Below are 15,266 nucleotides of genomic sequence, written 5' to 3'. Positions count from 1 at the left end.
GGCGCGCCGCGAGGTCGCCGCCGCCCGCGCCGAGACCGCCGCGCTGACCGCGCGCCTCGACGCGCTGGCGCAGCGCACGGGCCCCGCCGCCGCACCGTCGGACGCCGCGCCCACCCGCCCGACGGCCGTCTTCGCCCGTCCCCCCGGCCCCGACGAGCGCCGACCCGCGCCGGAGGAGGTCGACGGTCCGGTCGAGGTGGCCGCCACGCTCCCGGCGCCGGTCTTCACCGACATGGTCGTGCGGGAGTCCGTGATCCGTCTCGCCTCCCTGACCCACGGCGTACGACGGGCACTCGCCCCCGAGCAGCGCCACCGCGTCCGCCTCGAGGTGCGCCGGGAGGTCAAGCGCTCCCGCAAGCAGCGGCGCGCGGCGGCCAAGGCCGCGCTGCGCGAGCAGCAGGCCCGCGACCGGGCCGGCGTGGACCACCCCGCCGCCGACCGCCCGGGCACGCGGGCCGGGGAGGACGCTGCCTGATGCCCCGGACCCTGTGGTTTGTCGCGGGGGCCGGCGCGGGCGTCTACGCGGTCGCCCGCGCCCGCCGCCTCGCGGAGGCCCTCACCCCCGACGGGCTGCGCGACCGTGTCGGCGGCCTCGTCGCCGGCGCCCGCGTCTTCGCCGAGGAGGTGCGCCAGGGCGCCGCCGAGCGGGAGGTCGAGCTGCGCGAGCAGTACGGCGTCGGACGTCCCGACGGCCCCGCCGAGCTCACCGCCGCCCCCCGCCCCCCGAGCACCGCCCCCGCTCCGACCGTTCCCACCATCCCCACCCAGCCAGGAGACCCGCACTGATGGAGACCGCCGAGATCCGCCGTCGCTTCATGGCGCACTTCGAGGCCGGCGGCTCCGTGGGCGCGCACACGCCCGTGCCCTCGGCGTCCCTGCTGCTCGACGACCCCAACCTGCTCTTCGTCAACGCGGGCATGGTGCCGTTCAAGCCCTACTTCCTGGGTCAGGAGACCCCGCCCTACGCCCGGGCGGCGAGCGTGCAGAAGTGCATCCGCACCCCCGACATCGAGGACGTCGGCAAGACCACGCGCCACGGCACGTTCTTCGAGATGTGCGGCAACTTCTCCTTCGGCGACTACTTCAAGGAGGGCGCGATCGAGCTCGCCTGGGAGCTCGTCACCAAGCCCGTCGCCGAGGGCGGCTTCGGCTTCGCCGAGAGCCGGCTGCACCCCTCGATCCTCGCCGGCGACGACGAGGCGCTCGCGCTGTGGACCAAGGTCACCGGACTGCCCGAGTCGCGCATCGTGCGGCTCGGTCCCAAGGAGAACTACTGGTCCATGGGCGTGCCCGGGCCCGGCGGTCCCTGCTCGGAGATCCTCTACGACCGCGGCCCCGAGCACGGCCCCGACGCCGACTGGGCCTCGATGGGCCCGGCGATGGACCCGCGCCTCGAGGACCGCTACCTCGAGATCTGGAACCTGGTCTTCACCTCCGACGACCTCTCCGCGGTCCGCTCCAAGGAGGACTTCGACATCGCGGGGCCGCTGCCGTCGAAGAACATCGACACCGGCATGGGTCTCGAGCGGGTCGCGTTCCTGCTCCAGGGCAAGCAGAACATGTACGAGATCGACGTCATGTACCCCGTGATCGAGCGCGCCGAGCAGCTCACCGGCCGCCGGTACGGCGCCGACCCGGGCGACGACGTCCGGTTCCGGGTCGTGGCCGACCACGTGCGGTCCTCGATGATGCTCATCGCCGACGGCGTCACGCCGGGCAACGAGGGTCGCGGCTACGTGCTGCGCCGACTGCTGCGCCGCGCGGTGCGCTCGGTGCGGCTGCTCGGCTACGGCGACGAGTCCCTGCCCGAGCTGCTGCCGGTCAGCCGCGACCTCATGGGCGTCACCTACGGCGACCTCGTCACCGACTGGGAGCGCATCTCCCGCGTCGCGTACGCCGAGGAGGACGCGTTCCGCAAGACGCTCGCCTCCGGCACCCAGATCTTCGACCTCGCCGCCGGCGAGGTGAAGCAGTCCGGCGGTCGCCGGCTGGGGGGCGACCGGGCGTTCGCGCTCCACGACACCTACGGCTTCCCGATCGACCTGACCCTCGAGATGGCCGCCGAGCAGGGCCTCGAGGTCGACGAGGAGGGCTTCCGCGGTCTCATGGCCGAGCAGCGCGAGCGCGCCAAGGCCGACGCCCGCGCCAAGAAGGGCCAGCACGCGGACACCAGCGTCTACCGCGGGGTCCTGGACGCCCACGGCCCCACCCGGTGGCTGGCCTACGAGACCCTCGAGACCGAGTCCCGCGCCGTCGCGCTGCTGCGCGAGGGCGCCCCGGTGGGCTCGCTCGCCGAGGGCGAGGTCGGCGAGGTCGTGCTCGACACCACCCCGTTCTACGCCGAGTCCGGCGGCCAGGTCGCCGACGCCGGCACCATCGAGTCCGGCGGCGCCACCCTCGAGGTCCTGGACGTGCAGCGCCCGGTCCGCGGCCTCGTCGTCCACCAGGTCCGCGTCACCTCCGGCGAGCTCGACCCCGCCTCCGCGCTGCTGGCGCGCGTGGACCCGCAGTGGCGCACCGGCGCGCGGCAGGCCCACTCCGGCACCCACGTCGTCCACGCCGCCCTGCGGCAGGTCCTCGGCCCGAGCGCGCTGCAGTCCGGCTCCTACAACCGACCCGGCTACCTGCGCCTGGACTTCGGGTGGACCAGCGCGCTCGACCCCGACCAGGTCCGCGAGATCGAGTCGGTCGCCCAGCAGGCGCTGCGTGAGGACCTGCCGGTGGGGTGGAGCTACATGACCCTGGCGCAGGCCCGGGAGGAGGGCGCGCTCGCCCTCTTCGGCGAGACCTACGACGACCAGCAGGTGCGCGTCGTCGAGATCGGTGGCCCCTTCTCGCGCGAGCTGTGCGGTGGCACCCACGTCGACCACTCCTCGCAGATCGGCACGATCGTCGTCACCTCCGAGGCCTCCGTCGGCTCGGGCAACCGCCGCATCGAGGCCCGCACCGGCGTGGAGGGCTTCGCCTACCTCGCCCGGGAGCGCGACGTCGTCGGCCAGCTGACGACGCTGCTCAAGGCCCGCCCCGACGACCTCGTCGGGCGCGTCGAGGAGATGGTGTCCCGCCTGCGCGCCGCCGAGAAGGAGCTGGAGCGCGCCCGCGCGGCCCAGGTGCTCGCCCGGGGCGCGGAGCTCGCGGCGGGCGCCGCCCAGGTCGGCGCGGTCAAGCTCGTGGCCCACCGCGCCGAGGGTCTCACCGGCGGCGACGTGCGCCAGCTCGCGCTCGACGTCCGCGGCCGGCTGCCCGCCGGGGAGCCCGGCGTCGTGGTCGTCGCCGGCGTCGCGGACGGCAAGGTCGCCGTCGTCGCCGCCACCACCGAGGCCGCCCGCGACCGCGGCGCCGACGCCAGCGCGATCGTCCGCGCCGTCGGCGAGGTGGTCGGCGGGCGCGGCGGCGGCAAGGCCGACGTCGCCCAGGGCGGCGGCACCGACGTCTCCCGCGTCGACGAGGCGCTCGGTCTCGTGCCCACCGAGGTCGCCCGGCAGGTCGGCGGCTGAGCGTGACGGACGGCATGCGCGTCGGCACGCGGATCGGCATCGACCCGGGCAAGGCCCGGATCGGCGTGGCGCGCAGCGACCCCCACGGGATGCTCGCCACCCCGGTCGAGACCGTGCGGCGCGGCAAGGGCGACCTCCAGCGGCTCGGCGCGATCGTCGCGGAGGCCGAGGCGCTCGAGGTCGTGGTCGGCCTGCCCCGCTCGCTGGGCGGTGGCGAGGGCCCCGCCGCCGCCGAGGCCCGACGGTTCGCCGACCGCCTGGCGCGTCAGGTTGATCCGGTGCCGGTGAGGCTGTGTGATGAGCGCCTGACCACGGTGTCGGCAGAATCGATGCTGCGTCAGCAGGGTCGGCGCGGGCGCGCCCAGCGCGCCGTCGTCGACCAGGCCGCCGCGGTGCTGATCCTGCAGCACGCCCTCGACACCGAGCGCGGCACGGGGGCCGCGCCCGGCGAGGTCGTCACCACCCGCTCGTCGCACCCGCACGACCCCCACCCAGCCAGCGCGGACCCGGACAGCCTGCAGGCCGCCGACCCGGACCCGTCCGGACGAGGAGACCAATGAGCGACCGGGGCCACCCCCACCCGGACGGGCACGACCAGCCGTACGACCCGGCGTACGACGAGCCGGCGTACGCCGAGGACCCGGCGTACGACGTGCACGACGACGGGCGCGACGACACCGCGTACTACGACGGTGACCCCGACACCGTCACCGGCGAGTCTCCGCTGCCGACCGAGCGCCGCGCACCGGGCAGCCGCCGCGGCACGCGTCGGCGCACCCCGGGGGTGGGCTGCCTGGTCGCGCTGGTCGTGCTGGCGCTGCTGGTCGCCGGGCTCTACGTCGGCGTCACCCGCGGGATCGACGCGATCGAGTCCCGCCTCGGTGGCGACGCGGAGGACTACCCCGGGCCGGGCTCCGGCCGGGTGGCGTTCGAGGTCGCGACCGGCGACAGCGCCAGCGACATCGCCGCCGGACTCGCCGAGGCCGACGTGGTCGCCTCCGCCGAGGCGTTCACCGACGTGGCCGCGACCGACGACCGGTCGATGACGATCCAGGTCGGCACCTACGAGCTGCGCCGCGAGATGTCGGCGGAGGACGCGCTCGAGGTGCTCGTGAACCCCGAGAACCTGGTCGCGGGGGAGACCGTCACGGTCCCCGAGGGCTACACCGTCGAGCAGATCGTCGACGTGCTGGTCGAGAGCACCGGCGTGCCGCAGCGCCGCTGGGAGCGAGCGCTCGAGCAGCCCGACGCGCTCGGTCTGCCCGACTACGCGGACGGCAACCCCGAGGGCTACCTGTTCCCCGCGACCTACGAGGTCGGGGAGGACCCGCGGCCGCGCGAGGTGCTCGGCGCGATGGTCGACCGCTGGGAGCAGGCCGCCGAGGAGGCCGACCTCGAGGGCCGCGCGGCCGAGCTGGGCTACACCCCGGCCGAGCTGATGGTCGTCGCCAGCCTGGTCGAGGCCGAGGCCCGCGGCGAGGACATGCCCCGCGTCTCGCGGGTCATCTACAACCGCATCGAGAACCCGGGCACCGCCGGCACCACCGGGCTGCTGCAGATCGACGCGGCCGTCAACTACGCGCTGGGCCGCGAGCCCATCGCCCGGCTGACCCTCGACGAGATCGACTCGGTCGCCGACTCGCCGTACAACACCTACACGCAGCCCGGCCTGCCCCCGACCCCGATCGAGGCCCCGGGCGACGACGCGATCGAGGCGGCGGCCAACCCGGCCGAGGGCGACTGGTACTACTACGTCACCGTCAACCTCGAGACCGGCGAGACCAAGTTCGCCGAGACCCCCGAGGAGTTCTCGCAGTTCCGCGCGGAGCTCGACGAGTACTGCGACACGCAGTCCGACCGCTGCTGAGCGCCGCGGTGGCCCCCACCCCGCCGCGCTGCGCGGTCGTCGGCGACCCCGTCGACCACTCGCTGTCGCCGGTGCTCCACGGCGCGGCGTACGCCGCCCTCGGCCTCGAGGGCACGTACGGCGTGCAGCGGGTCGCCGCGGGCGGTCTCGCGGCCTTCGTCGACACGCTCGCGGCACCGTGGCGCGGGCTGTCCGTGACCATGCCGCTCAAGCGGGAGGCCCACGCGCTGGCCGACGACCTCGACGAGGCCGCCGCACGGGCCGGGGGCGTGAACACGCTGGTGCTGGAGCGCACGGCGACCGGGGTGGTCCGCCACGGCCACAACACCGACGTGCCCGGCGCCGCCGCCGCGCTCGCCGAGCAGGCGGTGCGCCCGCGGGTGGTCACGGTGCTGGGCGGCGGCGCGACCGCGGCCTCCGTGGCGCTCGCGGTCGGCGACCTGGGGGCCGAGCGCGTGCGGCTGCTGGTGCGCGACCCGGCCCGGGCCGGGGCGGCGGTCGCGGCGCTGGCACGCCACCCCGACCGTCCGGCGGTCGAGGTGGCGGGCCTGGAACCGTCCTCCGTCGTCGGCGACCTCGTCGTCTCGACCGTCCCCGCCGAGGCCCAGCACCCGGCGCTGGTCGCGGCCTGCCTGGCCTCGGTCGGCGCCGGCGGCGCCGTCTTCGACGTGGTCTACGACCCGTGGCCCACACCGCTCGCCGCGGCCGCCGTGTCGGGCGGCGTGACGCTGGTCGGCGGCCTGGACCTCCTCGTCCACCAGGCCGCCCTCCAGCTGCTCCTGCTGCGCGGGCGCCACGGCCCCGTCGAGGTGATGCGCTCCGCCGGCCTCGCCGAGCTCGCCCGCCGGAGCGCGGGGTGAGCCTCGCGCTCGTGCTCGGCGCCGCCGCCGCGTGCGGCCTCGCCGCCGCCGCCGTCCCGGACGTGGTGCGTCGCCTCCCCGAGCCCGCTCCGCCGGAGCCGGAGGGGTCGCCCCGGGGGGAGGGGGCGGGGGAGCCGGAGGACCCCAAGGAGCCCTACGCGGCCATCGCGTCCTCCCGCGGCCTGCGGGCCGGGTCGGTGCTCGCCGCGGCGCTGCTCGGGGCCGTGCTCGCGGCCGCCGTCGGGGCCACGTGGTCGCTGGTGGTGCTGCTCGTGCTCGTCCCCCCGGGCGTGGCGCTGGCGGTGGTCGACTGGCGCACGCGGCTCCTGCCCACCCGCGTGATCGCCCCGACGTACGCCGTGGTGGTGGCCGTGGTGCTCGTGGGCTGGGCCGTCACCTCCTCGGCCGACGGCGTCGTCGGCGCCGCGCTCGGCTGGCTGGTCGCGGGCGGGCTCTACCTGCTGCTGTGGCTGCTCTCGCCGTCCTCGCTGGGCTACGGCGACGTGCGGCTCTCGGGGGTCCTGGGCCTCGTGCTGGGTCACCTGGGCTGGGGTCCGCTGCTGGTCGGCGTGTGGTCGGGGTTCTTCCTGATGGGCGTGGTCGGTCTCGTCCTGCGGCTGCGCGACCCCCGGCGCCGGCGCTCCTGGCCGTTCGGGCCGTTCATGCTGCTCGGGGCCCTCGCGGGGGTGCTGCTCTCACCGCTGGTGGTGCCGTGAGGCGCCGACCGGGCCGCGTGGGAGACTCGCCGCATGCTGCGCTGGCTCACCGCGGGGGAGTCCCACGGACCGTCCCTGGTCGCGATCCTCGAGGGCCTGCCCGCCCACGTCCCGCTCACCACCGCTGACGTCGCCGACGCCCTGGCGCGCCGCCGGCTCGGCTACGGCCGCGGTGCCCGGATGAAGTTCGAGGCCGACGAGGTCACCCTGGTGGGCGGCGTCCGCCACGGGCTCACGCAGGGCGGGCCCGTCGCGATCGGCGTCGGCAACACGGAGTGGCCCAAGTGGGAGCGGGTGATGTCCGCCGACCCCGTCGACGCCGACGAGCTCGCCGCCCTGGCCCGCAACGCCCCGCTGACGCGTCCCCGGCCCGGCCACGCCGACCTGGTGGGCATGCAGAAGTACGACTTCGAGGAGGCCCGGCCCGTCCTCGAGCGCGCCTCCGCCCGCGAGACCGCCGCCCGGGTGGCGCTCGGGGTCGCGGCGACGAGCTTCCTGTCGCACGCCCTCGGCGCGAGCGTGGTCTCCCACGTCGTCGAGCTGGGCGGCGTGCCCGCGCCCAGCGGCCTGCTCCCCGGCGCCGACGACGTCGAGCGCCTCGACGCCGACCCCGTGCGCTGCCTGGACCCCGACGCCTCGGCCGCGATGGTCGCCCGCGTCGACGAGGCCCACAAGGACGGCGACACCCTCGGCGGCGTCGTCGAGGTCGTCGTCCACGGCCTGCCGCCCGGGCTCGGCTCCCACGTGCACTGGGACCGCCGGCTCGACTCGCGCCTCGCGGGAGCCCTCATGGGCATCCAGGCCATCAAGGGCGTCGAGGTCGGCGACGGGTTCGCCCTCGCCGCCACCCCGGGCTCCCTGGCCCACGACGAGATCGTCCGCGGGCCCGACGGCATCGAGCGCGCCACGGGCCGCGCCGGCGGCACCGAGGGCGGCATGACCACCGGCGAGGCGCTGCGGGTCCGGGCGGCGATGAAGCCGATCGCCACCGTGCCGCGCGCGCTGCGCACCGTCGACGTCGCCACCGGCGAGGAGACGGTCGCGCACCACCAGCGCTCCGACGTGTGCGCCGTCCCCGCCGCCGGCATCGTCGCCGAGGCGATGGTCGCGCTCGTGGTCGCCGACGCCGTGCTCGAGAAGTTCGGCGGCGACTCCCTCGGCGAGACCCGCCGCAACGTCGAGTCCTACCTGGCCGCCCTGAGGCACCGGTGAGCCGGCCCCGCGTCGTCCTCGTCGGGCCGATGGGGGCCGGCAAGACCACCGTCGGCGCCCTGCTCGCCGACGGCTGGGGCGTCGCGCTGCGCGACACCGACGCCGACGTCGAGGCCCACCAGGGCCGGTCGGTCCAGGAGATCTTCGTCGACGACGGCGAGCCGGCCTTCCGCGCCCTGGAGCGCGAGGCCGTCGCGGCGGCCCTCGCGGAGCACGACGGCGTCCTCGCGCTCGGGGGCGGCGCCGTGATGGACCCCGCCACCCGCGACCGCCTGGCCGGGCACACGGTGGTCTTCCTGCGGGTCGGTCTCGCCGACGCCGCCTCCCGCGTCGGGCTCGCGTCCTCGCGGCCGCTGCTGCTCGGCAACGTCCGGGGCCAGCTGAAGAAGATCCTCGACGAGCGCGCCGCGGTCTACGCCGGCGTCGCGAGCGCCGTCGTCGACACCGACGGCCGTGGTCCCGCCGAGGTCGCCGAGGCGGTGCGGGCCGCGCTGGAGGTGCCCGCGTGAGCGGCCGCGCCCCCGAGGTCGTGCGCGTGGCGACGGCCGCGCCGTACGACGTGACGGTCGGCCGCGGCCTGCTCGCGTCCGTGCCGGACCTGCTGCGCCGCACGCTGCCCGGCGTCCGACGGGTCGCGCTCGTGCACCCCGAGCCCCTCGGTGCGCTCGCGGACGACCTCGCGGCACGCCTGGGCGAGCACGACGCGCTCACCGTGCTGCGCCTGCCCGTGCCCGACGGGGAGGTCGCCAAGACCGTCACGACGGCCGAGCGGTGCTGGACCGCGCTGGGCGCGGCCGGCTTCACCCGGTCCGACGCCGTCCTCACCCTCGGCGGCGGCGCGACCACCGACCTCGGCGGGTTCGTCGCCGCGGCCTGGCTGCGAGGCGTGCCCGTCGTGCACGTGCCGACCACCCTGCTGGCCATGGTGGACGCCGCCGTGGGCGGCAAGACCGGCGTGAACTCCGCGGCCGGCAAGAACCTCGTCGGGGCCTTCCACGAGCCCGCGGCGGTGGTGTGCGACCTCGACCTGCTCGCCACCCTGCCCCGCGCCGAGCTCGTCGCCGGGATGGCCGAGGTCGTCAAGTGCGGCTTCGTGGCCGACCCCGCCGTGCTCGACCTCGTCGAGGCCGACCCCGGCGCCGCGCTCGACCCCGCCGGCGACGTGCTGGCCGAGCTGGTGGTGCGGGCGGTGCGCGTGAAGGCCGACGTCGTCGCCGGCGACCTGCGCGAGCGCGGCGGCGACGCGACCGGCCACCCGGGCCGGGAGGCCCTGAACTACGGCCACACGCTCGCCCACGCGATCGAGCGGGCCCACGACTACGGCGTGCGCCACGGCGAGGCCGTCGCCATCGGCTGCGTCTTCGTCGCCGACCTCGCCCGTCGGGCGGGGCTGCTCGACGCCGCGGTCGCCGAGCGCCACCGCACGGTGCTGGCGGCGGTGGGCCTGCCCACCACCCACGACGCCACGCCCTTCGACGAGCTGCTGGCGACCATGCGCGTCGACAAGAAGTCCCGCGGCGCGTCGCTGCGGCTGGTCGTGCTGCACGCCCTCGCCGACCCCAGGATCCTGGCCGACCCGGACGAGGGCCTGCTGCGCGCGGCGTACGCGGCGACCGGCCCCGCTCCGGGGGAGCCCCACGAGGAGGAGGCCCCATGAGGGTGCTGGTGCTGAACGGGCCCAACCTGGGCCGCCTGGGCCGGCGGCAGCCGGAGATCTACGGCTCGACCACCCACGACGGGCTCGCGGAGCTCTGCGTGGGGTGGGGCCGCGAGCTCGGCCTCGACGTCGAGGTGCGCCAGACCAACCACGAGGGCGTGATGGTCGACTGGCTCAACGCCGCGGCCGACGACGCGACGCCGGTGGTGCTCAACGCGGCGGCGTGGACCCACTACTCCTACGCGGTCTACGACGCGTGCGCCCAGCTCGAGGCGCCGCTGGTGGAGGTCCACATCTCGGACCCCACGCAGCGCCCCGAGGTGTTCCGCCACTCCTCGGTCGTCACGCCGCACGCGGCGCACGTCGTCGCCGGTCGGGGCGTGGACGGCTACCGGCAGGCGCTGGTCCTCCTGACCTCCCGGCCCGAGGCCGGCGACGTCGGCGGCCGGTCCTAGACTCCTGCCCATGGCGACGACGAACGACCTCAAGAACGGCATGGTCCTCAACCTCGACGGCCAGCTGTGGCAGGTCATGTGGTTCCAGCACCACAAGCCCGGCAAGGGCGGTGCGGTGGTCCGCTCCAAGCTCCGCAACGTGGAGTCCGGCAAGACGGTCGACAAGACCTTCAACGCCGACGTGAAGGTCGACGTGGCCAACGTCGACAAGCGGACGATGCAGTACCTCTACAACGACGGCACGTCCTACGTCTTCATGGACACCTCCTCCTACGACCAGCTCGAGGTCTCGCCCGACATCGTCGGCGACGCGAAGAACTTCATGCTGGAGAACCAGGAGGCGATCGTCGCCACCAACGACGGCCGCGTGCTCTACATCGAGCTGCCGCCGTCGGTCGAGCTCGAGATCACCTACACCGAGCCCGGCCTGCAGGGCGACCGGTCCACCGGCGGCACCAAGCCCGCGACCCTCGAGACGGGCCACTCCATCAACGTGCCGCTGTTCATCGCGGCGGGCGAGCGGGTCAAGGTCGACACCCGCGACTCGTCGTACCTCGGTCGCGTGAGCTCCTGAGCCGGATGGCGACCACCCGCACGACCGCTCGCACCAAGGCCCGCAAGCGGGCGCTCGACGTGCTCTACTCCGCAGACCTCCGCGGCGAGGGCCTCACCGACGCCCTCGCCCGCACCGTCGAGGACGGCAACGGACCGACCAACCCCTACAGCGCCACGCTGGTCCGGGGCGTGGCCGAGCACCGCGAGCGCATCGACGAGCTGTTGACGCGCCACTCCCAGGGCTGGACGCTGGCGCGGATGCCCGCCGTCGACCGCAACGTGCTGCGTCTCGCGGTCTTCGAGCTGATCGGCGTCGACGACGTGCCCACCGCGGTGACGCTGTCGGAGGCCGTCGCCCTCGTGCGCGACCTGTCGACCGACGACTCCCCGCCGTTCGTCAACGGCGTGCTCGCATCCGTCGCCGAGGAGCTCGAGGCCGACGCGGGTTCGCCCGTCGCGCCCACCACGTCCGAGCAGACCGACTAGCCTCCGCGCAGGGGTCGGTGCCCACGCCGACCCGCGCCGCGAGCGAGCAGGGGGAGCCGCATGAGCCAGGACCACACCGACGGCGGTCCGGAGCCGGACACCAGCGAGCGGCTCTACACCACCGGCGAGCTCGAGGAGTACGGCGCGCGGCTGGAGCAGGGCGGCCCCACCGGGCCGGTCGGCGGCGACCCGCTGACCGACCCCTACACCGACGGCCGGCCCGACGCCCACGAGCACACCCGCGTGCCCGGGGGCACCCAGGAGAGCCCCGCGGTCGCCCCGACCGCCGGTCCGGCGCCCGCGGCGCCCGCCGGTCCGACCGGGTGGCAGCCGCAGCAGCCGGGGCCGCAGCAGGTCGGTCCCCAGCAGCCCCGCCAGCCCGCCGGTCCGCCGGCCGGGTGGGCCCCGGCGGGCCCCGCCTCCGCCCCCGGCGGGCGTCGCAGCGGACCTCCCGCACCGACGCCGCAGGGCCCGTCGGCCCCGCAGCAGCAGCACCCTCAGCAGCAGCCCCCGCAGCAGCAGCCCGCACCGCGGGCCCCCCAGGGCGGGCCCCCGCAGCACCCGCAGGGCCCGCCGGCCCGGAGCGGCCAGCAGCAGGCCGCGCCGGGCGTCGATCAGGGCGTCGACCAGGGCGGTGAGCAGGGCGGTGAGCCGGGAGGCGAGGGCGAGGTCCGCCGGTTCATGACGGCGACCGACTTCCTCGACCGCCGCGCCGACATCGTCGAGTACGGTCCCGCCTCCTGGGGCTGGCGCGGCAAGGTCCGCCGCTGGTCCGGCGGGCTGATCAAGCCGCAGATGAGCGCGAAGGAGATGGTCCACGAGGACCACCGCCGCGTGATCCAGCGCGACTTCGACGGGCCCCGCACCATCGCCTTCCTCAACCCCAAGGGCGGCGCGGCCAAGACGACCGGCGTGCTCGCCGCGGGCTACACCTTCGGCACCGTGCGCGGCGGCGCGGTCGTCGCGTGGGACAACAACGAGACCCGCGGCACCCTCGGCATCCGCGCGATGCGCAGCACCCACCGCAACACGACGCGGGAGCTCCTGGAGGACCTCGAGAAGTTCAGCGACGTCTACCAGTCGCGGATCGGCGACCTGGGCGCGTTCGTGCGCGCGCAGGGCGACGCCCACTTCGACGTGCTCGCCTCGGACGAGCGGCCCGACGTGACCGGCACCATCCGGGCCACCGACTTCACCGCCGTGCACCAGCTGCTGGAGCGCTTCTACCGCATCATCCTCGTCGACACCGGCAACAACATGCGCGCCGAGAACTGGCTCGCCGCCGCCGAGGCCGCGGACCTGCTGGTCGTGACGAGCACGGTGCGCGAGGACACGGGCTACAGCGGGCTGTGGATGCTCGACGCGCTGCAGGACGCCGGCTACCAGAACCTCAAGTACCGCACCATCACGGTGCTGTCGGACCCCAGCCCCAACGTCGACTCGGTGCTCGCCCACGACCTGATGCAGGTCTACCAGCAGCGCACCCGCGAGGTGTACCGCGTGCCGTACGACCCGGCGCTGGTCTCGGGCTCCGAGGTGCCCTACGCCCAGCTCTCGCGCAGCACCACCGACTCGTGGCTGCGGGCGTGCGCGGGGATGGCCTCGGCGCTGTAGACCGGGCGCGGCTCGGACGAGGTCGCGACCCGCGGTCGCGCCCTCGCAGGCTCCGGCGCGGGCGGTCAGAGCGTGCTGCGCACGTCCCACAGCAGGGGGTAGTAGCGCAGGGGCAGGCGACCGCGGAGGTACGCCGCGCCGCTGGAGCCGCCGGTGCCGGACTTCGACCCGATCATCCGCTCGACCATGACGACGTGGCGCGCCCGCCAGCTCGCCGCGAGCTCGTCGTGCTGGAGCAGCGCCTCGGCCAGCGCCCACACGGCGGAGTGCCGGTCGCGGTCGAGGGCGACCGCCCGCACCGAGGCCAGCACCTGCTCGTCGTCGTCGGCGGGCAGACCGGCGTCGCGCAGGACGGCGAGGAACGCGTCCCACAGCGTGGCCTCGTCCAGGCGGCGACGCAGGCGGGCCGACTCGTCGTCGGTGAGGCCGCGGAACCGGTCGAGGTAGCCGGGGTCCTGCGCGCCGGAGAGGAACTCCAGCTCGCGGAACTGCACCGACTGGAAGCCGCTGGCCGGGGCGAGTCGCTGGCGGAAGGTCGCGAAGTCCTGCGGCGTCATGGTCTCCAGCACGTCGACCTGCTGGACCAGGACCCGCTCGATCACGTGGGCGCGGGCCAGGAGGTGCTGGGCCCGCCACAGCTCCCCGGCGGTCATCGCGGCCCGCACGGCCTCCAGCTCGTGGAGCAGCTGCGCGAACCAGAGCTCGTAGACCTGGTGGATGGTGATGAACAGCAGCTCGTCGTGGGCGGGCGGGTCGGACTCGAGGTGCTGGGCCGACAGCAGCTGCGGCAGGCGCAGGTAGCTGCCGTAGGTCAGCTGCGCCCCCTGCTCGCCGAAGGACACGAACGCATCGGGCACCGGTTCCACGGGAACAGTGGACCACGACCGCGCCTTCACCTCCCATGAGCACCGAGGAGACCCCCGTGACCCCCACCGACGGCAGCAGCAGCGAGTCCGGTCCCGACGTGCGCGAGGTCGACCTCGTCGTCCTGGGCGCCGGGCCCGGTGGGGAGGCGATCGCCTCCGGTGCCGCGGCGGCCGGCCTGGAGGTCGTGGTGGTCGACCGGCACCTCGTCGGCGGGGAGTGCCCCTACTACGGCTGCATCCCCTCCAAGATGATGGTCCGCGCGGCCGACGCCCTGGCCGAGGCCGGTCGCGTGCCGCAGCTCGCCGGCGACGCCACCGTCGTCCCGTCCTGGGCGCCCGTCCACGCCCGGATCCGCGACGAGGCCACCACCGACTGGGACGACTCCGTCGCCGTCGACCGGCTCGTCGACGCGGGCGCGACCGTGCACCACGGCATCGGCCGGCTCGCCGGCACCGGACGGGTCACGGTCGAGCTGCCCGACGGCTCCGCCGGCCCGACGTACGAGGCACGCCGCGGGGTCGTGCTCAACGTCGGCACGCGGCCCGCCGCGCCGCCGGTCGAGGGCCTGGCCGACACGCCGTACTGGACCAACCGGGAGGCCGTGCGCACCGAGACCGTGCCCGGCAGCCTGGTCGTCCTCGGCGGCGGTCCGATCGGCAGCGAGATGGCGCAGACCTTCGCCCGCTTCGGGTCCCGGGTCACCGTCGTCCAGCACGGCGAGCGGCTGCTCGGCGGGGACGAGCCGGAGGCGAGCGCGGTGCTCGCCGAGGTCTTCGCCCACGAGGGGATCCGGGTGATGACCGGAGCCGAGCTGACGCGGGCGTCGTACGCCGACGGGACCTTCACGCTGACGTTGGGCACCGGCGACGAGCTCACCGCCGACCAGCTGCTGGTCGCCGCCGGCCGCACCCCCAACCTCGACGACGTGGGCCTGGAGACCGTCGGGCTCGACCCCACGGCGCGCACCGTGGAGACCGACGAGCGGATGCGGGCCGGCGAGCGCCTGTGGGCCATCGGCGACATCACCGGCAAGGGCGCCTACACCCACGTGTCGATGTACCAGTCCGCGGTCGCCCTGGCCGACGTGACCGGCGCCGAGCACGCCCCGGCCCGCTACCACGCCGTGCCCCACACCACGTTCACCGACCCGGAGGTCGGCGGGGTGGGTCTCACCGAGCAGGCGGCGCGCGACGCCGGACTCCGCGTCCGGGTCGGCACGACCCCGCTCGAGGCGTCCTCGCGCGGCTTCACCCACGGGCCGGGCGCGAGGGGCGTCATCAAGCTGGTGGAGGACGCCGACCGCGGCGTGCTCGTCGGGGCCACGGCCGCCGGGCCGGCGGGCGGCGAGATCCTCGGCCTCCTCGCGCTGGCCGTGCACGCCGAGGTGCCCGTCGAGACCCTGCGCACGATGATCTACGCCTACCCGACCTTCCACCGCGCGATCGAGACGGCCCTGGGCGAGCTCGCCTAGGGCCCGCGC

General features: G+C 75.6%; 16 protein-coding genes. 15 read left to right on the top strand and 1 reads right to left on the bottom strand.

The genetic code is table 11. The features are described from left to right. The 14 genes from ABD158_RS19205 to ABD158_RS19140 all read left to right on the top strand — a co-directional run. Nucleotides 1–475, top strand: a 475-nt coding sequence (locus tag ABD158_RS19205) for a hypothetical protein (protein WP_344009643.1), incomplete at its 5' end; no start/stop codon positions are given. Next, nucleotides 475–786: a DUF6167 family protein gene (locus ABD158_RS19200; protein ID WP_344009640.1), complete on the top strand. Its 312-nt coding sequence runs from the start codon at nucleotides 475–477 to the stop codon at nucleotides 784–786. The genes ABD158_RS19205 and ABD158_RS19200, both read left to right, overlap by 1 nt. Further along, nucleotides 786–3,497: an alanine--tRNA ligase gene (gene alaS / locus ABD158_RS19195; RefSeq protein ID WP_344009637.1), complete on the top strand. Its 2,712-nt coding sequence runs from the start codon at nucleotides 786–788 to the stop codon at nucleotides 3,495–3,497. The genes ABD158_RS19200 and alaS overlap by 1 nt, the downstream gene beginning before the upstream one ends. A 14-nt stretch (nucleotides 3,498–3,511) precedes the next feature. Further along, the gene (ruvX, locus tag ABD158_RS19190) at nucleotides 3,512–4,057 is read left to right on the top strand and encodes a Holliday junction resolvase RuvX (protein ID WP_344009654.1); all 546 of its coding nucleotides are present in this window, start codon (nucleotides 3,512–3,514) and stop codon (nucleotides 4,055–4,057) included. After that, the gene (gene mltG, locus ABD158_RS19185) at nucleotides 4,054–5,364 is read left to right on the top strand and encodes an endolytic transglycosylase MltG (RefSeq protein ID WP_344009634.1); all 1,311 of its coding nucleotides are present in this window, start codon (nucleotides 4,054–4,056) and stop codon (nucleotides 5,362–5,364) included. The genes ruvX and mltG overlap by 4 nt, the downstream gene beginning before the upstream one ends. Nucleotides 5,365–5,372: 8 nt before the next feature. Further along, the gene (locus tag ABD158_RS19180; RefSeq protein ID WP_344009631.1) at nucleotides 5,373–6,224 is read left to right on the top strand and encodes a shikimate dehydrogenase family protein; all 852 of its coding nucleotides are present in this window, start codon (nucleotides 5,373–5,375) and stop codon (nucleotides 6,222–6,224) included. Next, on the top strand, nucleotides 6,221–6,940 hold the full coding sequence (locus ABD158_RS19175) for a prepilin peptidase (protein WP_344009629.1): 720 nt from the start codon (nucleotides 6,221–6,223) through the stop codon (nucleotides 6,938–6,940). The genes ABD158_RS19180 and ABD158_RS19175 overlap by 4 nt, the downstream gene beginning before the upstream one ends. 33 nt (nucleotides 6,941–6,973) lie before the next feature. Further along, nucleotides 6,974–8,152: a chorismate synthase gene (aroC, locus tag ABD158_RS19170; RefSeq protein WP_344009627.1), complete on the top strand. Its 1,179-nt coding sequence runs from the start codon at nucleotides 6,974–6,976 to the stop codon at nucleotides 8,150–8,152. Then, nucleotides 8,149–8,661, top strand: a complete 513-nt coding sequence (locus ABD158_RS19165; protein WP_425573238.1) for a shikimate kinase — start codon at nucleotides 8,149–8,151, stop codon at nucleotides 8,659–8,661. Before aroC ends, ABD158_RS19165 begins: the two co-directional genes overlap by 4 nt. Then, on the top strand, nucleotides 8,658–9,809 hold the full coding sequence (gene aroB, locus ABD158_RS19160) for a 3-dehydroquinate synthase (RefSeq protein WP_344009625.1): 1,152 nt from the start codon (nucleotides 8,658–8,660) through the stop codon (nucleotides 9,807–9,809). The genes ABD158_RS19165 and aroB overlap by 4 nt, the downstream gene beginning before the upstream one ends. Then, nucleotides 9,806–10,264: a type II 3-dehydroquinate dehydratase gene (locus ABD158_RS19155; protein ID WP_344009622.1), complete on the top strand. Its 459-nt coding sequence runs from the start codon at nucleotides 9,806–9,808 to the stop codon at nucleotides 10,262–10,264. The genes aroB and ABD158_RS19155 overlap by 4 nt, the downstream gene beginning before the upstream one ends. A 10-nt stretch (nucleotides 10,265–10,274) precedes the next feature. Beyond that, nucleotides 10,275–10,838: an elongation factor P gene (gene efp, locus ABD158_RS19150; RefSeq protein ID WP_344009619.1), complete on the top strand. Its 564-nt coding sequence runs from the start codon at nucleotides 10,275–10,277 to the stop codon at nucleotides 10,836–10,838. 5 nt (nucleotides 10,839–10,843) lie between these two features. Then, nucleotides 10,844–11,305: a transcription antitermination factor NusB gene (gene nusB / locus ABD158_RS19145; RefSeq protein ID WP_344009617.1), complete on the top strand. Its 462-nt coding sequence runs from the start codon at nucleotides 10,844–10,846 to the stop codon at nucleotides 11,303–11,305. Between the two features lie 60 nt (nucleotides 11,306–11,365). Beyond that, on the top strand, nucleotides 11,366–12,919 hold the full coding sequence (locus tag ABD158_RS19140) for a hypothetical protein (RefSeq protein ID WP_344009615.1): 1,554 nt from the start codon (nucleotides 11,366–11,368) through the stop codon (nucleotides 12,917–12,919). 65 nt (nucleotides 12,920–12,984) lie between these two features. Here the strand turns inward: ABD158_RS19140 and ABD158_RS19135 are convergent, their stop codons facing one another. Further along, nucleotides 12,985–13,785, bottom strand: coding sequence for a tryptophan 2,3-dioxygenase family protein (locus ABD158_RS19135; protein ID WP_344009613.1), 801 nt, complete (start codon nucleotides 13,783–13,785; stop codon nucleotides 12,985–12,987). A 56-nt stretch (nucleotides 13,786–13,841) separates the two neighbouring features. Between ABD158_RS19135 and ABD158_RS19130 the strand changes: the two genes are divergently transcribed. Then, complete coding sequence (locus tag ABD158_RS19130) at nucleotides 13,842–15,257, top strand: dihydrolipoyl dehydrogenase family protein (protein ID WP_344009610.1); 1,416 nt, start codon at nucleotides 13,842–13,844, stop codon at nucleotides 15,255–15,257. Nucleotides 15,258–15,266: the final 9 nt, after the last annotated feature.

The organism is Nocardioides lentus (assembly GCF_039529515.1).
GTDB lineage: Bacteria > Actinomycetota > Actinomycetes > Propionibacteriales > Nocardioidaceae > Nocardioides > Nocardioides lentus.
The sequence above is the reverse complement of the archived record's forward strand: the minus strand, read 5'-3'. Positions and strand labels throughout refer to the sequence as shown.